The sequence below is a fragment of the Paenibacillus allorhizosphaerae genome, assembly GCF_042659105.1.
Lineage (GTDB): Bacteria > Bacillota > Bacilli > Paenibacillales > NBRC-103111 > Paenibacillus_G > Paenibacillus_G allorhizosphaerae.
The window spans coordinates 1-23,268 of the sequence record NZ_JBHSRV010000032.1 but is presented as its reverse complement, the minus strand read 5'-3'; the positions used below and the strand labels follow the sequence as shown (position 1 = coordinate 23,268).

Genomic DNA, 23,268 nt, shown 5'->3' with positions numbered 1-23,268 from the left:
GACAGCCTCGTAACCATCTTGATTTCACATAAATTCTATGAAGCACAGTTTTTAAAAAAACACTAAAGCTGGGCTTAGTTTCGTATTGCCAATTTTAGATCTATGCTATGTGAAATTTTCGGGGTAGAGCCCAACGGTATTACCCGGCATTTCCAATCGCAGAAAATGAAAATCGCTCTGAGTGCTCCCTGCGTACTTCTGACCAGGGCATCTTCATCTATTATGTATTTAAAAAGCTGCCTAGAATTCCCGTAGTTGACTATCAATCAGAAACCGCCGCAGAATCCAAGCCGGGTCCTTAATGACCGGATTCGTGGTTGCCTGCATCTCGGCGATGGTGGAGTCAGAGCTAGCTGTTAGGACAATGACGCTTTTCAGAGTAGGGACCACATAGACGTACTGTCCGCCGTAGCCGGAAGCAAAGGCATAGTTCAATCCATCAACGGATCCAACCCACCATAGGTAGCCGTAAGCAGCGTAGTCTGTCCAGCCCCTGGATTGCTTTGCAAAAGATGCGTCGACCCATCCGGCTGGAAAGAGGCGCTGGCCGTTCCAGATACCATCCGCCAGATACAGCTGGCCAAAGCGCGCGAGGATGCGAGGTGTGAGGAACATATTATTGCCGCCCCATTTTACCCCCTCAGGAGACTGCTCCCACCAGACCGGGACCGGGATGCCGAGCGGCCGGAACAGTTGGCGACTGGCGTAGTAGTTCAGAGACACCTGTGTCGCCTTCGTCAGGATGGCGGACAGCAGATGTGTAGAACAGGTACAGTAGAGGAACCGTTCACCCGGTGAATGGACAAGCGGCTTGTCGAGGATCGCGCCGGTCCAATTACTGCTTTTCCAGATCTCCAGCATCTCCGGGCTATTCTCCTCGACCTTGATGCCGTGCGTCATTGTAAGCAGATGCCGAATTCGGACGCCTTCAACATTCACTAACCACTTATCCGGTAGCTTCGGTGCCAGGTCGGAGATGAGTTGGTCGACCGACTCGATCAGGCCATCCCGAATGGTGATGCCTACTAGCGCGTTCATAACACTCTTCGTGATGGACTTGATGCTGTAGGCAATCAACGGCTGGGCTGGTGGCTCGTATCGTTCGAAGACGAGTTGCGCATCCTTAACGATCAGGAGACTGTAGAGGCTGGGAAATGTCCTGAGGAGCGTTTCATATGCTTGGTTCAGCCGTTGTGCGTCCAGTTGGGCGGCTATTGGTTTCGTCACCGTGAACGGGATTAAGGTGGCATACTTTTTAGGTTTTTTTTGAAAAATTTCTCTAAACATGTTTCGTTCCCTCCAAAGTACCTATCGCTGCACTTAAATTAGAACACCAATGTACTTGATATATTTCGTGGAACGAGCCATTAAACCTTTTTTTGGTAAAACCAAAATCATTTAACAATAATCATTTCCCCGTGCTATTCTACCCGTTAACGTAATGGGGCCACCAATCATACCGGCAGCCCCCGTCTTGGAACTAACGTGTCCCGGTAGGTTAATGAGTCAATAATGTATGAGATGTATGATGTATTATTTGCATTATAAATTAAGCTTATCTACTGTTTCCTTGAAGTACACCAGTGTTTCTTCATATTGAGGTTTATTCGCATGGTAATTCAAATGATCCAGACCGATCCATACATGAAATGTGTTTTCGAAAGCGTTGAAATCTATATTTGAACTGTCGGTTGAGTAATGCTCCATAAATGTATTTCTGCACATTACATATTCATCATCATTGTACTGAAATTTCATCCAGTAAGTCATTCTCGATATATCCGCGATCCAATTGTATGACATGGCGTCATCCCAATCGATTAAAGTAAGTTCGCCATGTTTATCCATCATTACGTTTTTTGTTGATAAATCGCCATGATTCAAGACAGAAGGGAGACTTTCGCAAAAACGAAGCCTATTGATAACTTGTTTCTTTATTTCCAGTAAGCTGTTCTTATCAAATAACTTTTTGTTTATTAAGGCTTTCGCTATTTCGTCGTATTTATCGTTCATAAACTCAATAAATGAGTTATTGCTTGCGATACCACTGCCTATATAGCCGAAGCCCTCTATCTGTATCCGATGTATTTTCGAAACCAAGCGTGCTAATTTCTTATAAAATTCCTTTCCCAATTCCGAATCGAAAACAATTTGATCCGCGGTTACTCCAGGCAGACATTCCTCGAGCAAAAAACCTGTGTGAAAAAACGAATCGTTTCTGTCGAATGCGAACATCTTTGCACAGCCTATATGATTTTCAATCAATTTACGGTTTATAAAAATGAGCTTTCCGTCTTCGGGCCAAGTTCTCTGCTTATAAATTTTAAAGATGTAGGGCTTGTTTTCTACTAAAATCTTGTAAACAGAATTATTGGGAACGTTTTCGAGTTTTTCGATATCATCAACTTTCGCATGCATTAATTCCTCGACTTTTTTTCTTATGCGGATGATTAATTCTTCCATGTTTCACTATACTCTCCTTATATTCGTTCGTACATCATATTAGAGCGCTAGCAACGTCCACTCTTTTTGAGACAATAGTTCCTTCTTGCACTGACACTTATATTCAACCCAATAATATCAAATTAAAATAACGTATATCCAATTCATTCCACAAAGAGATGAAGTATCCTTCCCGTTACTTCAATGACAAAAGCAGCCGATTGGAATGGCCGGCTGCATAGGTGTAAGTATTCAACTATCGTTACTCGGTAGCGTAATGGAAGGCAGACATTATTGACTCAGTGCCTTTTCCATTTTATCCAAACACTGCTCCATGCCCATTCGGGACATTTCCCTCATTTGGCCCATCGGCCAATCATGTTCGGTTATTCTTAACTCGGTCCGCCGTTCTCCAACTCCGTGAAAGCAACCGAATGACGCACTTCACAAGGCATTTCGGCCGGCATTCCCATCTCGACCGGATGGAGTGGTTTGCCCTCCTTATCGGTAAAATGAACTGTAAATTCCATCAGCCGGTTAGGTACGATTCTGCTGTAGGTCCAGCTGTTGTAGGAATCCTGGCCTCCAAACTGTTGCGGAGCCCGCATGCAGACCAGCGATACTCCTCCCTCCCGTACGTCCATTTCCGCAGAAGGGCAGATGAAGCCGTCAGGTCCCCACCACATCTTGATAAATTCGGGATCTGTCCAAGCTGTCCATACCTTTTCTACCGGTGATGCGAAGATTCGCCTGAAATGAAGATCCTGTTTTGGGGCAGCGCCTTTATTCATATACATTCTCCTCCCGTAATCTTCACTATCCATATCATAAAGGACAAAATGCGTCGTGATTTCTTCTATATTGCGCAATATCATGTAAAATTTATTGGTCTTAACTTCCAGTGCGCGCAACAAAGCTGCCGTTAAACGCGGCAGCTTTTTCATGGTGAGAATTATTGCGCTATCGTTACCCGGTGGCTTAATACAATAACAATCAAATGTCTGTTTGACTGAATTATTTTAATGTGCTATGTTGATAATAATCAAACGAATATTTGATTGTAGGGGGAACGGTATGAAAGATAGTTGTGAAATTTATTGTTATGACGAACCTAAAGTACGCAGAGTTCAGGATGCCCTTCATCAAGAGAATATAACGGGTATGGTAAAGATGTTTAAGGTGCTGGCTGATGAAACCCGTATGAAAATCGCCTTTGCTTTGTGTCAGGAAGATGAATTATGTGTCTGCGATGTGGCCAATATCATCGGTTCCTCATTGGCAACCGCCTCACATCACTTACGTTCATTGAAGCAGCTTGGATTGGCTAAATACCGCAAGGAAGGGAAATTGGCATTTTATTCTTTAGAAGATGATCACGTCCGTCAGCTGCTACAGCTAGCTTCAACCCACAGCAAGGAGTTGATATCACATGCAGCAAAATAGGACAGAAAACAGCGAAAAGCAGGTTTACCGGGTACAGGGCTTTACCTGTACGAACTGCGCAGGGAAATTTGAAAACAACGTAAAAAATCTACCCGGTGTTATCGATGCGCAGGTTAACTTCGGGGCATCGAAAATTACCGTTAGCGGGCAAACAACGATTGAAGAACTTGAAAAGGCCGGCTCATTTGAAAACTTAAAGATAACACCTGAAAAACAGCGGGTCATTGAGAAGAAGGAACCGTTCTGGAAAGAGAACTGGAACGTTATCGTTTCGATACTACTTTTAGCAGTTGGGTATCTTATTGCTTCGAACTACGTTGAAGATGACCTAGTCCCTGATGTGACGTTTGGCGCCGCCATAATAATCGGTGGCTATGAGTTATTTCTAAAAGGGATAAAAAATTTGTTCAGGTTGCAGTTTGACATGAATACATTGATGACGGTCGCCATTATTGGTGCCGCTGCTATCGGAGAGTGGAGCGAAGGCGCTATCGTTGTGGTATTGTTTGCGATCAGTGAAGCATTAGAGCGTTACTCCATGCATAAAGCGCGCCAATCCATCCGGTCGCTTATAGATACTGCGCCTAAAGAAGCATTAATTCGACGTAGCTCCATTGAACAAACTGTGGACGTGGATGATATCCAGGTTGGCGACGTTATGATCGTAAAACCCGGCCAGAAGTTAGCAATGGATGGCGTAGTTGTAAAAGGAGTCTCGACGCTCAATCAGGCAGCGATTACGGGAGAATCCGTCCCTGTAACTAAAACTGTCGACGACGAAGTTTTTGCTGGCACGCTGAACGAGGAAGGATTACTTGAAGTTAGAGTTACGAAACGCGTTGAAGATACGACTATTTCAAAAATCATTCATCTTGTAGAAGAAGCTCAAGCTGAACGTGCACCTTCACAGGCGTTTGTAGACCGTTTTGCTAAATACTATACTCCAGCGATCATGGCTCTGGCCGTTGGTATCGCCATCATTCCCCCGTTGTTTGGGGCAGACTGGGGTGATTGGATTTATCGCGGACTATCTCTGCTTGTGGTGGGCTGCCCTTGCGCACTGGTCATCTCGACCCCCATTTCCATTGTGACTGCGATCGGAAATGCGGCCAAGAATGGTGTGCTCATCAAAGGTGGTATTCATCTCGAAGAGGCAGGACGTATCACGGCTGTTGCCTTTGACAAGACGGGTACGTTAACCAAGGGGTTCCCCGAAGTAACAAACATAGCCGTATTTGGCGGGCGCAGCGAGCTTGAACTCCTTTCGATTGCTGCAGTGATCGAAAAAGGGTCCCAGCATCCTTTAGCATCGGCTATTGTACGTAAAGCGGAACAAATGGGTGCTGATCGTTCCCTCTCGGTGGATGACTTCCAGTCGATCACCGGCAAAGGTGTGAAAGCCTCGGTAGGTGGCCAGCTCTATTACATTGGAAGCCCTAACCTGTTCGTCGAGCTGCATTCCAGCGTTACTGATACGTCGCGTGAGCAAATCCGTGCATTGCAAATGCAGGGAAAAACCGTCATGGCGCTAGGTACGCAGCAAGATATTATTGCCTTAATCGCGGTGGCTGATGCGCTCCGCGATTCAAGCAAGGATGTTATTGAAGAACTGCATTCCATAGGGGTTCAAAAGACCATTATGCTTACAGGCGATAACGAGGCCACTGCTAATGCCATTGGTAAGCAGGTTGGTGTCGCAGAGGTCAAAGCAGAATTGCTTCCGCAAGATAAGCTCGAATATATCAAGCAACTTAGGAAGGGTTACGCCAGTGTGGCGATGGTTGGTGACGGGGTAAATGACGCGCCTGCCCTTGCTGCTTCCACGGTCGGCATCGCTATGGGAGGCGCGGGTACCGATACGGCGCTCGAGACGGCAGACATTGCATTGATGGCAGACGATTTACGGAAACTTCCCTATACAATTCGACTCAGCAAAAAGACGCTGGCGATCATTAAGCAAAACGTTGTCTTTTCCTTAGGCATTAAACTACTGGCGCTTGTGCTTATCCTGCCAGGATGGTTGACTTTGTGGCTTGCGATCTTGGCGGACATGGGAGCTACATTGCTTGTAACGCTCAATAGCCTAAGGCTCCTGAAAATAAAGAATCAAAAATAATGCAATAAGAACCGCCTGCATAGGTGTAAGTATTCAACTATCGTACCCGGTTAGTGAAACATTTTTTTTAGAATGTTGCACCCCACATTGCTAATTCCGGGATTGAATTGAGTTTAGTTACTGAAGGATGGAACAGTCTGGAACTTGAAAACAAGTTGTTCCGACGATTGTGATCGGAGACAAGGTGTTTGTTGGTTTCGCGGACAATCTAAGATTTACGTGAACTGTTAACATAAACCTAAACCCAGTCGATCGGCCGGGTTTAGGTCTGGAAGTGCGGCCGAATACGCAAAATGGACAAAAAGGATCCAACCGTTGCTGCAGGCGCAAATAACAAAATGGTTAAAACGCCTGTATTCGCTATGTCGGCTGTTTACCCAGTTTTTTCTTGACTTCTTTAATGTAACCGCTATCATGAAAGTATTGGAATATTTTATAGTAAAAGGATGAGGCAGCTAAGACGTACATAAATTTCTCCACTGATCGGGGTGATTTACAGTCAAGTGGACTTATCGTTTTTTGTGTGGACATTTTCGGAGATACGTAAGCACTGAATGCCGTGGCCAACGGAAAGGAATGGCGAAATCAGATTAGTCGAGGGGAGCTGCTTTGGTGAGTCATCGAATCATTCAGGTTTTGTTTATTATTTATATTCTTTTCGTCGCCGGAATCATATCGGGGTGCAGCGCGAATAAAGAAGGTGCAGCAGGGAAAGAGGCGCAAGGGCCGAATAGTGCTGTCGTCGAGCCGAAGCCGGTCACGCTGCGGGTAGGGCAGCTGACTTATACTTTGCCTAAGCAAGATTTTGAAACGCTGGTTGCCGAACCGGTGAAAAAGAAATTTCCTCATATTACATTGGAATACGTCGATAAATTAAATTTGAATGAAATGGCAGTGGCTGGAACGCTCCCTGATTTAATTTGGGATGGCGTCACTCTTTTTGCGAGGACATCTACCCTCGATATTCCACTAGATATGGCTCCGCTAGCCAAAAAATTTAATTTTGATTTCAACATAATGGAATCTTCCCTGGTCGACAATGTAAAGATGCTTTCGAATAAAGGAGAAATGTTTTTCTTCCCGTTATATAACATTTTTTTCGTAACCCACTTTAACAAAAATATATTCGACAAGTTTGGGATCAGTTACCCAAAAGACAATATGACATGGGAAGAGATGCTTCAGCTTGCCAAAAGATTCAATGTGATGGAAGGCGGCCTGCAGTATCAAGGCATGAATATGAACGGACTTAATCGGATCCCAATGCAAACGAATCTGCCTAACGTCGATAGAGCTACCGATCGCGCTGTTATTCAAAGCAACCCGGGCTGGAAAAATTTATTTGAATTATTGAAGCCGGCATACTTAACCCCAGAGGGAAAGGCGTTACAAGTTTTTAGCGGCAAAGCGCAATTTCTTGAGAAGCAGAACTTGGCCTTGTTTCCGGACCTTACGCTGCTCGGGGGAAGCAATGTCGATTTGGAAAAAGCGGTAGGGCAAGGATTGGAATGGGATATGGTCACTTACCCCGTATTCAAGGAAAACCCTGTCGGAGTCGGAGGGTTCTTTGACGGATTTATCATTTCCAAGAGCAGCAAGCATCCGGAGGAGGCATTCCAGGTACTGATGCATTTAGCATCGGAGGAAGTACAGCTGAAGTGGGCTCGGGTCGGAAAGATGACGGTGCTCAATAAGGACAATATTAAACAACAAATTTTGGCCGAGTCTCCGTTAGCCAATGGAAAAAATTTGAAACCAATCTTTGCGCTCAATAAACCGAAGGCTTACCCGTCTACCATCTATGATTCTACAGCAGTATCTACCTATACCAGCAACGGTTTTACCCCATATGTACAAGGAAAGAAGGATTTAAATACGGTGCTGCGCGAGGCGGAGGAAATTCTTAACAAGAAGATTGACATGGAAAAAGAAAGCAAACGATAAAAAAAAGCGAGTAAGGAGCGGATTGGCAGGTGCCCGACGGTGCGCTTGATCTTGGTCTGAACGTATGCGATTACGGAGCGATAGGTGATGGAGTAACCGACGATACAGCGCCCTGCGGACGGCGATTGACGATGCCATGAAGCATGGCGGGGGAATCGTAATGCTGCCATCGGGACGTATATAGAACTTCTTATACATATTTTATGGCAGCAACGTTTGCATCAGCGGATATGGAGCCGAGATCCGCTTTGTACTGCACCCCAATTGTTAGACACACCCATCTAACAATTGGAGGTGCTTTCTTTTGGCTAAATTTAATCCGTTAGTGTTTGTTCACTGACTACAGGATAAAGCACATCTTTCATGACTCCATCCGCGGATTGTCGATAGCTGTCTGATCCTGATAGACCAAATTGATGTCGTTGCAGTTCCGAGACTCCTGATAACGGTGGTTTTTGCTTGAAAATCATTTACCCTTTTCATGTCACAGCTTGACAATCCATATGTAAGGGCAATGTCAGTTAGCAAATCAAAGCAATTGCAATTTCATCATCAACAAAATACTTTCCCAACATTAGTAACTTGCAGGGCTAGACGGAGAAAACGAATTGCAATCATATCCGTTCATCTCCCTAATCGTTCTTTCAACTAAAAGAGGAGGCGACTTTACGATCAAATTATAAATTCCAGAGCTGTTTCACAACCCGTTGTTCGAATCGGTCAGCCAGGATCCCGTAACCCTCGTGATTAGGATGCAGTTGGTCAGGTAAATAGTCGATTAAGGATTCATTGAAGAGGTCCATCCCGTTCACATAATGAATGTGCTCATCACCGCGGCCCTGCAGCATTAACACTACCTCGGCGATTTGCTCACGCATCTTGACCAGCGTCATGCCTACACTGTTTTCTTTCGTCTCCCTTGGCGGCGAGATAATAGGGGACATGACAGTCATCGGCGTGTTCGGATGCTTCTCCCTAATCGTTTGAATAAACCCGATCACGGCCGACTTAAAAGTCCGAGGCGAAAGAGCAGATTGACCATACACATTGATGCCTAGGCACAGTGAGATATACTCCGCAGGCAGATCCCGGATCATTCGCGCAACCATTGGTTCGATCATGCAATTGCCGCCATATCCGAGACAAGTAAGATCAAGTTTCGCACGTCTTGCCACGATGGCCGGCCAGGTGAAAGCCGGACTATTCGCCGCTCCGCATTGGGTGATCGAGCTCCCATAGGTAACCCATCGAGGGCGGAACTGACAAGGGGATAAGTCGGCTTTCGCCTCCACCCTTAACCCGCTGATTTTTACAGGAAATTTTTGGCTGAAGAAAACCTCAATCTCCTTTTGATCGTTCCCCAATCCATCAAAACGCAGCACCGTCCCGCCCGGCTCGATCCGGCCTGTAGCCTTCACCGCGCCATTCACCACACAATCCACGGTCAGTTCATTGCTGCTAGGAGCAAAGACAAGCTCCATAGAATTGGTGTTACTTTGGAAACAAAGCCTTACCCCAGCCGCATCCCGCGATTTTCCTCCTATTCCGTTCGGAGGGAATAAATCGTACTCTTGATACGGGATGCGCCAAGGCGTTATTCCCTCTGCCGTATGTTCGAGCGAAACGGCTCCTTTGAACAAGTCATCTCTTAGATTTATCGAGCGGTACTCCATACCTTTCACGTCCTTTTAATTTGATTTCAGAAATAGCTGATTTTTTTCAACTCCGGAACTAACTCATTTAACAACTGTTAGACTCGAGATTAACGAACTGGTACATGCATAAATTGAATAGGTAAGCTTTTTAAAATCTGATTGCGACAAAGTATTGCTAATGTACAAAGTTATCGGTTCTTTGGGACAGGCAACTATACAGACAAAAGTTCTTCATTGAATAACATCCGCCGTCGGCAATGTAATGTACACGGCATCGATTTCACTTTTTTCATCAATTAATACTTTTGCAACTCTATGTCCCCCATCAATTAATTGTCCATCTGAACATAATAATATTGGGTACTCCATTTTTGCGTTGGTAATCCGCTGACAATGAAACGCAACATTGCGTATAGTTGGAGCTGGTGTACTTCTACTATCTGTAAACCAACAATCCTGATCAAGTTCGTTTATTCAATCTTGATTTTATGAACTGGTAAGTTCTTTGATAACTCCCATAGTTTTTCTACGTCCCAGAAATGTCGCCTTCCGTCAATTATCCTTCCGTGTTTATGCTTCATTCGTAAAAGTAACTCTTCCATAATAATCACCTCAGTTTTTCATAATAATCAATGGCACGATAGGGAAATCGTGATCAGACATAAAACCCTTTCCGTTAAAAATATCCATCAATTTTATTATAAAGATATCCATTCGATGAATCCCTTTATTTCCCTGTTGCAGGTTATCCATAATTGAGCAAAACTGCCCGTTAGTTGAGAAAATCCGCGTAGCTGTCAAATGTGATATTCCGGAATTATTTAGAAAACGGAGCCCACAAACCCCGAGGCTCCGTTGTTATTGTTCCATAATACATTAGAATTTGAAGTGCACCGCGGCGGAAAATGCGGTTTGTTGCAAAATTAGCTGGAATAATTGTCCATATCTAATGGTAATGGGTTTTTAATGTATTCATACTGTTCGCTTGATCTTCGGGAAATATTGGGGCTCTAATACATTTACAATACGCACGGATAGTCGCTCCGCAATCAGCTCGTGCCCGGCGGCCGACGGATGAATCAGATCGGCGGACAGCTCTTGAGCCGAAGTCAGCAGCTCCGTCCCCGGAATGTAATGTACATTCGGACGCTCCAGCTTTTGAACGGCTGTTCTTACGATGTCCCGAAATACACCAATCTTCGGATTCTCCTGAATATCGTAGATGCAATAAAACAAATCGGTGCAGACGATCGGACGGTTCGGCTCACTCCCGGCGATAACCGACAAAAACCGGTTCACCTTCCGCTCGAACAGCTCCGGCTCCCAAAAGCGGAACACATTGATTCCCATCTCGAGTGTAGCGAAGCTCCAATCGTCCCGTGATGCGATATATTCCGCGACCGCCTCGTCCATATGAGCGCTTCCGGCAAAGCCCATGTTGATCAGGTCCGCTCCAAGCCGTTGCGCCGTTCTCATTGCGTACGTGCCTGTCGGTCTAGCTGCGTCTCCTCCGTGCGTAATCGAGGAGCCATAGGATAAGTAGCGCAGCTCCGGCGTCTGTTCCGGCCCCGGCGGCGCGACTTCTCCTTCGATGCCGACGAGCTTATAAATCCATTCATACGGCAATATTACCCGCACCAAGGCGGGGTCAAACGGCAGCTGCTGCAGCTTGGCCAGCTGCTTCAGTTCTTCCAGGTTGCCCGGATAACGGATAACGATCTCCGTTCCGTCCGAGCTTACGGCTGCAGGCGTAGTCGGGTAAGCCGCCTGAAACGGGCCAAAATATACTTCGGCGAGCCCGTGCTTCGTGACCGTCTTGCCGGGCTCTTTGCGCAGCACGATTCTTGCTTCTTCTCCGATCAGATTAAAGCGGAGCTCGCAGCCGCAGGTGTTATAGGCTCTGTTCATTTTCGCGCTTTCGTTCAGGCTCATCCGTACATGCTCCGGAACCCGGCATAAGCGAACGCCGTCCGCTGTCTCTTCGATCTGCTGCACATTATGCAGCTCCACATTGCGGTAAATCATGTCTGCCCTCCGATTGTATATTCATAACGGCATCGTTGCCATTAATCTATATATTTTTATTCGCCGGTTCTTTTGCTTCACAGAGTAATTTATTTTTCAAATCTTTCACTTCTGCTTTGCGTATCCTCATAGATTTGCAGGATTTCTCTGTCTGTTAAAGCATAATTGTACAAGCGCACCTCATCGATCATACCTATCCAGGGGCAGCCGTTCTCGGATGGTGATTTTCCGACTGTTAACACGTTTTGTCCATTGACGTTAAAAATATGAGATGTCAGCTTTTTGAGCACTTCGCGCCCGTCCATGTATAGGGTCATTTCGTTGAATTTCCGTTTGGCAGCCATGTGCGTCCATCTTCCCGAAGCCAACAATTCGGTATAACTCGTTGCCGCCAAATTTTGCGCACCGTCCCCGCCGACTCGAAAAAACAATCTATTGTGCTCTTGTGTGCGTAAGAACCATCCTCTTGCGCCCGCCCCGACATCCCCGTACCAAAGCAACGTCATCATGTCATTCATTTGCTCCGGCATTACCCAAAGTGCGGCGGTAAAGTCGCCTGTCCCGAAGGCAATCCCTTGATCTCCCGCAACATCAACGTGATTATCCTTAAATCGCATCGCCTTGTCTCCAAAAACTTGGCATCCCCCATTCATGTGACCGTCATTGTTCAACCCGCTCAAATCCGGCGTTATGCCGTCTGTGGTTATTCGTTCAATCTCCCAGTATCCGACGAGAGCTCCCTTCGGCAAGCTATTGCGAACCGTAATTTCGTATTCGGCGGCCACTTCACCTTGAGGAGATTCAATGAGCAGCCTAATTAATGTTTCTCCGCTCGCATTCAGTGTTACGATATGATTTGTCGCGGATGCCATGGCTTGACCGTTGACTTTTATAGTGGCAGCCGTATGGATCGGCAGTTTCGGCGTAACCTGCAGCAAAGCTATGTCCTCTCTTACATCCAATACATATTTACGGTTATCGCTTCTAAATACCGGACTAAGCTTACCTGTATCAAAGATTAAACTTTCCAATTCAGAGCCGTTCATCAGCCATTCCTTATTCAAAATGACAGACTTGATCCCGAACCCTTGCTCATAAAGAGCATGTATAGTTTTCTTAGGAGAAATAGCGATATCGGAATAAGCGCCTTGATCGGGTTGAATAACCTTTACATATTTCCATGTCAGGCCTTCGTCTTCGCTCATTTTCAGCGTTATATTTCTCCGGTGCTCCACGTCGTTGGCATTTATAAACAGAATGCGGCTGTGGCCATCCTCTGCTGAGAAGGAGTACCTTGCTGAGCTGCCAAAATTTTTCGGATCGATTAACGCTTCGTTTAATTTTGGTACACTCCAGCCTTGTGCTCCATCCCGACTGACCGCAATCGCCCGACGACTCGAGTTGTTTCGGATATTCAGCATAACAGATCCTTCATCCAGCTCCACCGCTGTAGTTTCATTCGGATTTTCCACATCAGGCGTATTATAAATGATTTCTCCCGCATGCCACGAAGCTCCTTTATCATCGCTGAAAACCGTTGCGATAACCGACGGGCCATGACTCCGGTCTGTTTCGCCGTTAGCCAGCCAAACCGGTACCAAAAGCCTGCCGTTACGCAGTTCTATGCCATGCCCCGGACCGGTTGCCACAACCTTCCATTGGTAAGGTTTCGGCAATTGTCCCTCATCCCGGAAGCGGTTGAACGTCGGGGTTATGTTGACTGGAGAGGACCAATCCAATCCTCCGTTCGAGCTTTTCGTATAAAACACTTCATGATAATTTTTGCAATACAAATAATGAACGGCTTCGTTGTCTTTCTCGGCAATCATAAGCGGATTGTTGTAGGTCACACTTTCGGAATGCGAATTATGCACGAGAACCTGCAACGGCTCCCAGGTCTTCCCCCCGTCCGTGCTTCGCTTCATAACAAGATCGATGTTTGCCCAGTCGCTTGGAGTGCTTCTGGCTTCCGTGTAGGCAATCAGTATACCGCTCTTCGTGATGACGATGCCCGGAATCCTAAACACCGGATATCCGCCCTCACCCGGCTCAAATAATTGCATTTCATCAAATAACGATATATTTTTGTTTTTTAACATATTTAACTCCTAATGCGTTAAGTTTTATAAAATTAGAGGCTTCCCTCCATGCCGAATCGTCAAACCTTAATGCCGGCAATCCGCGCTTGATAGCGATAAGCTGGCGTGCCGGCACTTATTGTGACTTTATTTAAGCATTTCTGATGCTATTTTTTTATTGGCTTCTTCCTCGGCCTTCTGAAGCGCCGTCCGTTCGTCGATCTCCCCTTTGAGCATCGAGTTCATCTGATTATTGAACGCTTCAATCGCAATCGGATCATATTTTGAAGGCAGATGATTTTCCCGGTAGTTCGATTTGAATAAGCCTGCAATATTTTTCCCTTTCAATTCAGGAAGCGCGCTTCCAAAATTAGCCTCGGCCCCCTGCATCTTGATGGAAGGTAGGTTGCCGTATTTAAGCGCCAGCGATTGCACCTCTTCGGATGTGGATAAATAAGAAATGACGTTATAAGCGGCCTCCTGATTTTTGCTTACTTTCGAAAGCGTATATACGTTAGTGACGATTTCAAAGTTTTTCCCCGGCTCCGACTTGAAATGAGGATACGCAATCATATCCCAGTTGATTGGATTGCCTGCCTTCGTTTGGTTTTGAAGTTTGAGAACCGTTGCTTGCCCCCAGTACGGCATCATGGCCATAGTCCCTTCTACAAAGGGTTTGTCCGGGGCAATTGGCTTCTCATTCCCGGGTATAGAGTATATCCCTTTAACCAACCGGGCTGTTTCAAGCCAGCGGTCGGTATTCAATACCGCTTTATTCGTTTTGGGGTCGACAAGCGACAAGGAAAGTCCCTTTCCGATCAAGGAGTGGTTATAATGCGGCAGCAGTCCTCGATAGGATATGCCGTCGACTGTGCGAGTCAGCTTCTTGGCTAACTCGATCAGCTCCTCCCAGCTTTGATTTTCTTTCGGATAAGGAACGCCGAATTTATCAAAAATATCTTTATTATAAAATGTCGCTAAAAATATGGTCGAGTAAGGCAGCATAAACAACTCGCCGTTTTCCCCGTAAATTTTCACCGATTGCAGCGCATTAGGCTCGAAAACGTTGAGATCCGTTTTATTTTTCTTGACAAGCTGGTTCAAATCTTGAGGGAAATCCTTCTGTCTCAAGACTGGCAAGGTCGAATAACCTGTAATGACGATATCAGGCACTTGGCCGGAAGCGATTAACGTATCCAAACTTTTATTCTTATCCGGCTGGATCCATTCGACCTTGATATTAGGAAACTTTTTTTCAATTGACGGTTTCATATACTGCTCGAAGTCTTCCTGATTGGTCGAAGTGCTGTACGGCATCATCTTCAATTCGACGATTGATTCAGGCTGTTTTTGTTCAGACATTTTTGCCGGTGTCTCACGATTGGCTTGATTAACAGTATTCGATCCGCATGCAGACAGCATCGGTATCACCAAGCATGTTGAGAGCAAGCCAAGCATACTTTTTTTCATTTGTTTCGGCCTCCTTTTAATTGATGCTTCAGCTTCAGTTGCTGGAAACGATAGCCTTAACCCCCCACAATGTCGAAAACCCTTACATGAAATTTCATGCGCTAATTGTAGCTTGATTCGCTGATGCGAATCTCTCATTTTTCAACTTTAATATTTCATATTTTTATTCCCTTGAAGGCATTCCGAAGGAAATTGTTCGAATTGCATTTTAAAGAGTTAGGCTCCGATTTCATTGTTGGCCGCTACGCGGACGCTTGAGCTCCTCATCGGATCATCGAAGTCGACGATTGGCTCGGCTCGAGGCGTCCGAGTGGATTGAAGGTATATTCGGAGAAGGCAAGCGCAACCGAAAAAATACACTAAGGTTGGCAATAATCCTCTTTGCCTGCCTTAGCGTATTTTTTTCATTTATATGAATAATAATGAATCTAACGAATTATGAAACAATTCTAATTAATTCTGGAATTTCACACAAAATCAGGAATGTGACAATGTTCTCGACATCTTGTGTTGTCTAATGACACAAATATGCCTACATTTGGCGTACATATATTACATGAAATTAATAATAAACACACATAGCCAATGATTTAACTTTACAAATTATAGCTATCATTGACTCGAAGCTATAAATCAAAAGGAGTGTGAGAGATTTTGAGATTGAATCGTAAATCATTCCCAATGTTGGCGGTAACCTTACTCGCCACAGCAGCTTTTACCACGCAGGGCTTTACCAATGGGTTCCAACCTCCAACAGCAGAAGCAAAAGGATCGAGTAAAAAGGAGGCTGCTTGGCTCGCTGGGGACCATCACGTTCATAGTGAATGGAGTGTCGGTTGGGATAATTCTACCACTCCACCAACACCTATCAAAGGCGGAGATGCCATTTACCCAATTACGAAGAACGCTCAAATGGCTAAATCGTACGGCGTGGATTGGATGGTTTCCACTGATCACGGCGGTCCGAACCATTCAAAAGTGAATTTGGAAGAAGCTTATCCCGAAGTACTCAAAGCCCGCGAAGCGGTCCCGGACATGATTTTATTCTATGGTATGGAATTAGATACACCCGCAGCGGATCATAGCTCGTTAATCATTCCGAAGACCGATCAAGAGTCGCAAACACTTTATAATATTGAAAGTAAGTTTAATAAACGCGATCCTTATCCTACTGACCCGCAGCGGGATACTGAATCCAATATGATTAATACCTTAAATTACATGAAAGACTTAGAAGAACCTCCTGTTCTGTTTGCAAATCATCCTGCACGTTCAGCTAATGCAGATGGTGTTTGGGGGCAGGATACTCCACAAGAGTTCCGTAATTGGAACGATACAGCACCAAATGTATCCGTCGGTATGGAGGGAGCGCCTGGTCATCAAGCTGGCGCAATCAATCCAGATGGTTCCATTGATCCAAAAGGTAGCCGAGGCGGTTATGGCAGCTTCCCGACAATGGGCGGATTTGATCAGATGAGCGCAAAAGTAGGCGGTCTTTGGGATTCCATGTTAGGTGAGGGAAGACATTGGTGGATCACATCAACTTCTGATTCACATGTAAACTGGCGTGACGGCGGCAGCGACTTCTGGCCTGGTGAATATTCCAAAACCTATGTGAAGGCAGAGAAAACTCACGCAGATATATTGGATGGTCTGCGTAATGGACGAGTATTCGTAACAACCGGCGATTTGATCAATGAATTGGATGTGACTGCGCAAGCGGTAGGAAAGTCCCCTGCTCATGCTGAATCCAATGGCAATCGAGCTTCCATCGGTGAAACATTAAATATCCCAAAGAAAGATGGAAGCGATGTAACAATTACGATTCGATTCAAAGACCCGAACGTAGCCAATAACCACGGTGATAACCCGAAAGTAAATCGTGTCGATCTTATCATGGGTAAAGTAACAGGAAAAGTGGAAGACCGTTCAACGGCAACCAACCCCACTACGAATGTGGTAGCTAGATTCGACGAAAGCAAATGGAAGCAAGATGGCGAGTATATGACTATAACGTATACATTGAAAGATGTGAACCAGGATAGTTACATCAGGGTTCGCGGAACGAATACAAATGAACTCGAACCAAGCGTTGATCCTAAAGGTGAAGATCCATGGAAAGACCTTTGGTTCTACTCCAATCCAATCTTTATGAATTTGAAATAAGTTCACGTAAATGGTTTGCAGCGAGGAGTTAAGTCAACTAGCTCCTCGTCTTTCCTTTTGAAATGAAAAATGAGGATGTGTAGTAATAGTGAAATTTAAATGGTTAATCATGACTCTAGCTATTGCTTTTTTAATCTCATTCCCGCCGGTCGCGAGTGCACACAGCAATAACAGCGAGGGTTTTTCCAAAATAGATGTTGAGGGTCAAAAGATCAATTACAACCTGCAACTCGATTTCATTGAATTAAGTCATGCGGTTGGATTCAAGATCGATGAACAAAACGTTGAAAACTTAGAGGAATTGAACAATATCATCACCCAAAACAAACTTCCTCTCCAAGAATATATTAGTACTCATATTTCGGTTTACGCAGACAGCATTCCCGTTGAAAGCACGATTAATCAAACGTCTGTCTTGAAGATAAAGGAACGTGCTTTTGCTGATATTACCCTTTCTTATTCTGTTAATAAAGCTCTAGAAAGTTTGATAGTTCGTTACAACGTATTCTTTGAAGACAGCGATCCTAGTCATGCTAACATGGCAAAAGTACATATTGGAGAAAAACAACAGGAGTTTATCTTTACATACGAGGTAAGAGAATTGAATATCGGAGAAATGAGTTTTTTCACCAGTGCAAAACAATTTCTTTTGTTAGGATTAAAGCATATATTTACGGGTTATGACCACATTTTATTTGTTATCAGCTTACTCATTGGCGCCATGACGATTCGTCATATCCTTTCTTTAGTCACGGCATTCACTATCGCTCACAGCATCACGTTGGCTCTTGCAACGCTAGAAATCGTGCAATTGCCTGGTAAGTTAATTGAATCTGCGATTGCGCTGAGTATTATTTATATAGCGCTTAAAAACATCTTCCAACCTGAATCCAATCACGCCCCCTGGATAGCCTTTGCTTTTGGATTAATTCATGGCTTTGGGTTTGCAGGAATCTTGGCAGAGCTTCATTTAGGTGCAACTCACTTGGCTACGTCTTTATTGTTTTTTAATGTGGGTATTGAATTAGGTCAAGTCCTTATTGTATCTTTGATATTCCCAACTCTCATTTTCATAAATAAACGCTTATCTTATAAGTGGTTTTTGCCTAGTGTGTCTACTGCTGTATTAATCTTGGGATGCGTATGGTTTTTTCAGAGGGCTTTTTAGCCCTAGCGATTTTAGAAAAAATAATGACGTACCAATTACCTCTAATTTATTACGCTCCCGCCACCAATCTACAACTTTATTTTTTCAGATTAAAAGGGCCGGGTTGCAAATGCACCAGCCCTTTTTCATGAAAATTTTTGCACCTCCATTTATTTCATTGCAATATCCTTCTGTTTACCATAATTGGAAGTATCCTGCCCGTTAACGTAACGCGGCTACCAATCGATGCCGGCAGCTGCGTCTTAGTTGTTTATTCAGCTATCGTTTCCCCATTGCTTTAATTATCTTTGCAAATTCGCTGTACTATAACCCATCCTATCACCTTTTCAAAACAAGCGGTCCCATCTCTTGCAACGTTGTATGTCCCCATTGTTCAATAAGCTTGCAATAGCTTTCCGCATCCTGCATCTGCGCTGCCACATCGGCGATCGTCATAGACCAGGCAACCTTGGGAAGAGGCGGCGCATCCGCCGGCCTTCGAATCCCCTTGGTGCGTCCGGGTCCTTGGGCGGCATCCTGGCGAATCATCTCCGTGGTGTGGCCTTCCTCCAGGTATTTTCGCAGCGCGGCTTGCACCCAGACATACAATTCATCGCTGTAGCCCTCATGTTGAACCATGTAACAGGCGACGGTGAGAAAATGAACCCGTCCGTAACCGGGATCTGTGAACTCAAGTGCCATAAATTCGCCGAAAATCGATTCGCATGTATTCTCCCCAGTGTGAACGGCGCCGCACTTAGTACAACTTTCAGACATAAATAACACCTCCTATCCATCCCTTGATAGACGAACAAGATTGGTATAAGTTGCATCTTCTTCCGAAGTCATCTCCAAGAAAAAACTCTAATCTCGGTATGTTATGCAGTGGATGGGTAACGGGAACAGGGTGCAGTTCATCGCGGCGATCTGCTCCCTGGTTATTGCGCTATCGTTTCCCGTTAACGGAATGACAACATATTTCAAAGCAGATTCTCGTCAGGTAAAATGACTCCTCAAAAAGTAAGCGTCTCTTCCGCTGACAATGCGTGCAGAGCTGCTATATCCCCTACTATTTGCGTGTTTATGATGCACTAAATCAATGGAGCGATTGATCACTGACGTCCTTTTGTAAGGATCCGGAACGTGATACCGAATTTATCCGTTACATTACCGTAAGCGGGGCTGAAGAAACTTGCTTGTAGCGGGTTGTTCACTCGACCGCCTTGCTTCAATGCTTCGAAATATTGGGTAGCTTTTTCTTTGTCGTCGGTTTGAACAACGATGGTGATTTGCGTTCCCTTCTCGTAGGTGCTTCCGGTAACATTATCGGTAATCTGTAGTTCGGAATCGCCGATTTTCAAGGCGGCGTAATTCACCCAGTCCTTCTTTTCCGGCGACAGTGGAGCGTCCGGATTTTCCGGCATGTCTCCGAATCGAAGCATATAAGTGACCTTGGCATCCAGCGCCTTCACGTATAAATCGATGGCCTCATTCGCGCTTCCGTTCATTTCAAGAAAAGAGATCAAACTCGTACTCACAACAATCATCTCCTCGGTTTAAATGTTTTCAACGGACACCGGTAGACTCTTCTTTCACATAGACCGGTTTCCCTTGTCATTAACTATGTCGTAAGTCATGAAGGAAACGTGACAGAAACCGCGAACAGTGTTTTAATGAGAAACTCGAAATAAAAACTGTAGTTTTCCTGCAAACTCCGTCACAATTGCAGAATTTCTTACGACATATAAGTAGATAAATAAGAAACAAAGGGAGGGATAGTGGCGCATGAACGATCACAACTGGCTTGTTGAACAATTCGAGACGCATCGGAATCATTTGCAGGTGGTAGCTTACCGGATGCTCGGATCACGGAGCGAAGCAGATGACGCTGTGCAGGAGTCATGGATCCGTCTTATCCGCTCAAATACGGGCGAAGTCGAGAATATGGGAGGATGGCTGACAACGATCGTCTCGAGGGTGTGTCTTGATATGCTGCGAACACGCAAGTCGAGGCGTGAAGAGCTTGTGATGGCTAGCGCACCAGAATCGGTTACTGGTCATCAAGACGGAAGTGATCCCGAGCATGAAGCGCTGATGGCTGACTCCGTCGGTAATGCGATGTTCGTTGTCCTCGAGAAATTGAATCCCGCTGAACGCATTGCGTTCGTGCTTCACGATATATTCGCCTTGTCTTTCTCGGAGATCGCTCTCATTATTGGGTGCAACGAAGCCGCAGCGAGGCAGCTTGCGAGCCGCGCTCGTCGCCGAGTCCAGGGTGCCGAAACGACTTCGGAAACTGCGCAGCTTCAGCGAAAAAGGGAGCTTGTCGATGCATTCCTCGCCGCGTCGCGTAACGGAGACTTTGAGAAACTGCTCTCGGTATTGGATCCGAATGTCGTACTTCGAAACGACCCCGTATTCGCGCCAGTTGCAAATGCACCGGTTGTTCGCGGTTCAGAGGCCGTGGCCAAGCAGGCCAAGCAATTCACCGATCGTGCCCAGGGCATGAAGCCGGTACTCGTGAACGGATCGGTAGGCGTCATCGCAGGTCATTTGGATCAACCGATATTCATTCTCGAATTCACGGTTGTGGATGGCAAGATCACCGAGATCGGTATGATTGCCGACCAGGCACGCCTTCGCGGGCTCGACATCGCCGATTTGAACGATTGATTGGCTGAAGAGCTAAGGAACTGCAACAACACTAAAATAGAACACAAAAGCACAAAAAAACGCACTGTCGCGTTCGTAGACAATGCGTTTTTTTGTGCTTTATCAGTAAATGATTCCACTGCATATATCATGAAAAAACAGTGTCGACAGAAATAAGGGAACGCACTATAAGGATCGCTACCACGTTATCCTGCCCGTTACTTCAATGAGTATAAAAGTGGAGCTACCCTGCGGCAGCTCCACACTATCGTTCCCGGTTGCTTAGTCACATTCCACTTCTTACGGTCGTACGATGGGATCAAGTTCTTGATAGCACATATACCTGCGTGAGCGTATGAAAGAGCGGTAGCTATGGACAAGGAAACTCGTGTCCCAGGCTACCGCTTTGATTTGATCAGAAGGTATCAGAAAACATGAACGGATAACAATGAAAGCTCTTGTCACCGACAACCGCCGTATTTCTTATTGTCTAACTACGTGACTCTGCCGTATTGCCTGGCAGCTGACATGATGCGACGATACAGCATTTTGCCTTTCAAGTGCTTCCATGGATAAATTGCCGGCCTCGTATTCACTTCTAGAATCCATAGCTTCCCCTCGGTGTCGAGAGCCACATCCAGCCCCAGTTCTCTAAAGCCCCTTCGATAAAGATCAAAGCTCTTTCCGACAGCAACGCCGAGCCGCTTCAATGCAGCTTCCTTACGAAGGATCAAATCGTGCTCGTACCCTGCTCCCGCCAGCATATTGCTAAGATAGCCGAGCCTACCTCCTTGGTGATAATTCGTGGCAACCATGTCCGGCTTGCCTATTTTGGTACAAATGGCCGTGCTTATCCATTTTCCTTCATTCGTCTTCTGAACTATGACTCGGATATCAAACGGCTTACCTTTCGTTTTGGCAAGTTGGATCCCCTGCTGAAGCAGATACGATTCCCTTCCTGAGAACCGGGACAGTTTCTTATATAAATGGACTTGTGTCGGACTTGGCGATTTGACGGTATTGAGTTTTGTTTGGTACCCTCTCGCCATTCTCTTGATACGGATGATGCCAAACCCACCCGTACCTCCCGTTGGCTTAAAATAGACAGTCGGATAAGCAGATAGCATCATCTGCAAATTTTTTCTGTTAAACGGCACAGTTCGGGGGATATGCCTTCGCAATCTCCGATGCTTTAGCAGCCATTTGGTCTTTTGCCATTTGTTCTTGATAGACATGCTTGCATATTTCAACTGCCTCAACCTCCCTTATTCTCAACATACGCATGCAAATAGGTGCTTGTCACAGCATCCGCCTAAGCCGTTCCCAATAACATGGACCCCTCCCTGAGACTCGTTCCTCCAAGCCCCTTTACAAAAGGAAACCCGCGCTCCTTTTTACCCCTTGGATCCGATTTTGGGTTGTAACCCACATAGTTACGGACACCCGCTAGTGCTGCAAAGAAGGGTAATTTTAGTCCATAAATAACTAATCCAAGTAGTCTTTTGGGTTTTCTGGATCAGCAACAGCTTCTTCGTCGTTATGACAAGAGTGAACAAGAAAAACTTCTTCATTTGAAAAGATGACAATCCTCACAGTCCCGGCACGACTAATGTGAGAATTGCCATATCATTTTCGTGAAGAAGGTCACTGATCTGTGAAGATGCGCTTTGGTAAGATCAATACATAAGAAAAAACGAGGGAGTGTTCAGAATGATCGGAAAAGTTGGTATGATTTGCGGATTATGTATGATTGCAAGCGGAGTAATCGGAGGTTTATTTGGAGCAAAAGAACAAGGTTATGAATTAGGCGCTGCCACATGTATAGTCATTATGGGCGTTGCGGTCCTATTGAATCAAAAGCAGCGTGAGGGCAATCGCAACCGCGTTTAAAAATGATTCACTCCAGTGCCCGCCAACATATTAACCAGAATTAGTTTGTTATTATGCCCAATATTTTGTGCAATGTAAGAAGGATCCGCCGCGACGGATCTTTCTGTTGTTTTATTCAACTATCGTAACCCGTTAGCCCCCCATGCCCTGTCGGGCGCCACAGAGGATGAAAATTTTGGTGCGACGTTTTATACTATTCTTACGGCTGGTGAGGAAGGTCGTTGCGCTATGGTGTCACGA

At 45.4% G+C, this 23,268-nt stretch carries 17 protein-coding genes; 7 read left to right on the top strand and 10 right to left on the bottom strand.

Annotated elements, in window-relative coordinates:
• Positions 1-240 precede the first annotated feature (240 nt).
• The 3 genes from ACFQI7_RS36445 to ACFQI7_RS36435 all read right to left on the bottom strand — a co-directional run bounded on the left by ACFQI7_RS36445 (position 241) and on the right by ACFQI7_RS36435 (position 3,386).
• On the bottom strand, positions 241-1,287 hold the full coding sequence (locus tag ACFQI7_RS36445) for a serine hydrolase domain-containing protein (RefSeq protein ID WP_218103281.1): 1,047 nt from the start codon (positions 1,285-1,287) through the stop codon (positions 241-243).
• A gap of 255 nt (positions 1,288-1,542) precedes the next feature.
• On the bottom strand, positions 1,543-2,463 hold the full coding sequence (locus ACFQI7_RS36440; protein ID WP_218103280.1) for an aminoglycoside phosphotransferase family protein: 921 nt from the start codon (positions 2,461-2,463) through the stop codon (positions 1,543-1,545).
• A 371-nt stretch (positions 2,464-2,834) separates the two neighbouring features.
• On the bottom strand, positions 2,835-3,386 hold the full coding sequence (locus ACFQI7_RS36435) for an SRPBCC family protein (protein WP_218103279.1): 552 nt from the start codon (positions 3,384-3,386) through the stop codon (positions 2,835-2,837).
• Positions 3,387-3,516: 130 nt separating this feature from the next.
• Between ACFQI7_RS36435 and ACFQI7_RS36430 the strand changes: the two genes are divergently transcribed.
• The 3 genes from ACFQI7_RS36430 (at position 3,517) to ACFQI7_RS36420 (ending at position 7,945) form a co-directional block, all read left to right on the top strand.
• Positions 3,517-3,885: an ArsR/SmtB family transcription factor gene (locus tag ACFQI7_RS36430; RefSeq protein WP_218103278.1), complete on the top strand. Its 369-nt coding sequence runs from the start codon at positions 3,517-3,519 to the stop codon at positions 3,883-3,885.
• Positions 3,872-6,001 (top strand): heavy metal translocating P-type ATPase, encoded by a 2,130-nt coding sequence (locus ACFQI7_RS36425; protein ID WP_218103277.1) that lies wholly within the window; start codon positions 3,872-3,874, stop codon positions 5,999-6,001. The genes ACFQI7_RS36430 and ACFQI7_RS36425 overlap by 14 nt, the downstream gene beginning before the upstream one ends.
• 612 nt (positions 6,002-6,613) lie before the next feature.
• The gene (locus ACFQI7_RS36420; RefSeq protein ID WP_218103276.1) at positions 6,614-7,945 is read left to right on the top strand and encodes an ABC transporter substrate-binding protein; all 1,332 of its coding nucleotides are present in this window, start codon (positions 6,614-6,616) and stop codon (positions 7,943-7,945) included.
• Positions 7,946-8,622: 677 nt separating this feature from the next.
• Here ACFQI7_RS36420 and ACFQI7_RS36415 read toward each other — a convergent pair.
• From ACFQI7_RS36415 to ACFQI7_RS36400, 4 genes are all read right to left on the bottom strand, one after another.
• Positions 8,623-9,618: an SGNH/GDSL hydrolase family protein gene (locus tag ACFQI7_RS36415; protein ID WP_218103275.1), complete on the bottom strand. Its 996-nt coding sequence runs from the start codon at positions 9,616-9,618 to the stop codon at positions 8,623-8,625.
• Positions 9,619-10,572: 954 nt separating this feature from the next.
• Positions 10,573-11,625 (bottom strand): SGNH/GDSL hydrolase family protein, encoded by a 1,053-nt coding sequence (locus tag ACFQI7_RS36410; protein ID WP_218103274.1) that lies wholly within the window; start codon positions 11,623-11,625, stop codon positions 10,573-10,575.
• 89 nt (positions 11,626-11,714) lie between these two features.
• On the bottom strand, positions 11,715-13,688 hold the full coding sequence (locus ACFQI7_RS36405) for a sialidase family protein (RefSeq protein WP_230415751.1): 1,974 nt from the start codon (positions 13,686-13,688) through the stop codon (positions 11,715-11,717).
• A 162-nt stretch (positions 13,689-13,850) separates the two neighbouring features.
• Complete coding sequence (locus ACFQI7_RS36400) at positions 13,851-15,065, bottom strand: extracellular solute-binding protein (protein WP_218103272.1); 1,215 nt, start codon at positions 15,063-15,065, stop codon at positions 13,851-13,853.
• Between the two features lie 762 nt (positions 15,066-15,827).
• Between ACFQI7_RS36400 and ACFQI7_RS36395 the strand changes: the two genes are divergently transcribed.
• Together ACFQI7_RS36395 and ACFQI7_RS36390 are read left to right on the top strand one after the other, a co-directional pair.
• Positions 15,828-17,339, top strand: a complete 1,512-nt coding sequence (locus ACFQI7_RS36395) for a CehA/McbA family metallohydrolase domain-containing protein (protein WP_218103271.1) — start codon at positions 15,828-15,830, stop codon at positions 17,337-17,339.
• An 88-nt stretch (positions 17,340-17,427) separates the two neighbouring features.
• Positions 17,428-18,507 carry a HupE/UreJ family protein gene (locus ACFQI7_RS36390; protein WP_230415749.1) on the top strand — a complete coding sequence of 360 codons (1,080 nt, stop codon included), beginning with the start codon at positions 17,428-17,430 and terminating at the stop codon, positions 18,505-18,507.
• Between the two features lie 318 nt (positions 18,508-18,825).
• On the opposite strand, the gene ACFQI7_RS36385 is transcribed toward ACFQI7_RS36390, so the two are convergent.
• Positions 18,826-19,263, bottom strand: coding sequence for a DUF5946 family protein (locus ACFQI7_RS36385; protein WP_218103270.1), 438 nt, complete (start codon positions 19,261-19,263; stop codon positions 18,826-18,828).
• A gap of 335 nt (positions 19,264-19,598) precedes the next feature.
• Positions 19,599-20,024: a VOC family protein gene (locus tag ACFQI7_RS36380; RefSeq protein WP_218103269.1), complete on the bottom strand. Its 426-nt coding sequence runs from the start codon at positions 20,022-20,024 to the stop codon at positions 19,599-19,601.
• 247 nt (positions 20,025-20,271) lie between these two features.
• Here ACFQI7_RS36380 and ACFQI7_RS36375 point away from each other — a divergent pair, with 247 nt between their 5' ends.
• Positions 20,272-21,159, top strand: a complete 888-nt coding sequence (locus ACFQI7_RS36375) for a sigma-70 family RNA polymerase sigma factor (protein ID WP_218103268.1) — start codon at positions 20,272-20,274, stop codon at positions 21,157-21,159.
• Between the two features lie 473 nt (positions 21,160-21,632).
• Here ACFQI7_RS36375 and ACFQI7_RS36370 read toward each other — a convergent pair whose 3' ends face one another.
• On the bottom strand, positions 21,633-22,388 hold the full coding sequence (locus ACFQI7_RS36370) for a YheC/YheD family protein (RefSeq protein WP_218103267.1): 756 nt from the start codon (positions 22,386-22,388) through the stop codon (positions 21,633-21,635).
• A 460-nt stretch (positions 22,389-22,848) separates the two neighbouring features.
• Between ACFQI7_RS36370 and ACFQI7_RS36365 the strand changes: the two genes are divergently transcribed.
• Complete coding sequence (locus tag ACFQI7_RS36365; RefSeq protein WP_218103266.1) at positions 22,849-23,028, top strand: hypothetical protein; 180 nt, start codon at positions 22,849-22,851, stop codon at positions 23,026-23,028.
• Positions 23,029-23,268 lie beyond the last annotated feature (240 nt).

Bases quoted from the DNA above. Each gene is read 5' to 3' on its own strand.
- ACFQI7_RS36445 (WP_218103281.1), bottom strand. From the start codon at position 1,287: ATGTTTAGAGAAATTTTTCAAAAAAAACCTAAAAAGTATGCCACCTTA.
- ACFQI7_RS36440 (WP_218103280.1), bottom strand. From the start codon at position 2,463: ATGGAAGAATTAATCATCCGCATAAGAAAAAAAGTCGAGGAATTAATG.
- ACFQI7_RS36435 (WP_218103279.1), bottom strand. From the start codon at position 3,386: ATGAAAAAGCTGCCGCGTTTAACGGCAGCTTTGTTGCGCGCACTGGAA.
- ACFQI7_RS36430 (WP_218103278.1), top strand. From the start codon at position 3,517: ATGAAAGATAGTTGTGAAATTTATTGTTATGACGAACCTAAAGTACGC.
- ACFQI7_RS36425 (WP_218103277.1), top strand. From the start codon at position 3,872: ATGCAGCAAAATAGGACAGAAAACAGCGAAAAGCAGGTTTACCGGGTA.
- ACFQI7_RS36415 (WP_218103275.1), bottom strand. From the start codon at position 9,618: ATGGAGTACCGCTCGATAAATCTAAGAGATGACTTGTTCAAAGGAGCC.
- ACFQI7_RS36410 (WP_218103274.1), bottom strand. From the start codon at position 11,625: ATGATTTACCGCAATGTGGAGCTGCATAATGTGCAGCAGATCGAAGAG.
- ACFQI7_RS36405 (WP_230415751.1), bottom strand. From the start codon at position 13,688: ATGCAATTATTTGAGCCGGGTGAGGGCGGATATCCGGTGTTTAGGATT.
- ACFQI7_RS36400 (WP_218103272.1), bottom strand. From the start codon at position 15,065: ATGTCTGAACAAAAACAGCCTGAATCAATCGTCGAATTGAAGATGATG.
- ACFQI7_RS36385 (WP_218103270.1), bottom strand. From the start codon at position 19,263: ATGTCTGAAAGTTGTACTAAGTGCGGCGCCGTTCACACTGGGGAGAAT.
- ACFQI7_RS36375 (WP_218103268.1), top strand. From the start codon at position 20,272: ATGAACGATCACAACTGGCTTGTTGAACAATTCGAGACGCATCGGAAT.
- ACFQI7_RS36365 (WP_218103266.1), top strand. From the start codon at position 22,849: ATGATCGGAAAAGTTGGTATGATTTGCGGATTATGTATGATTGCAAGC.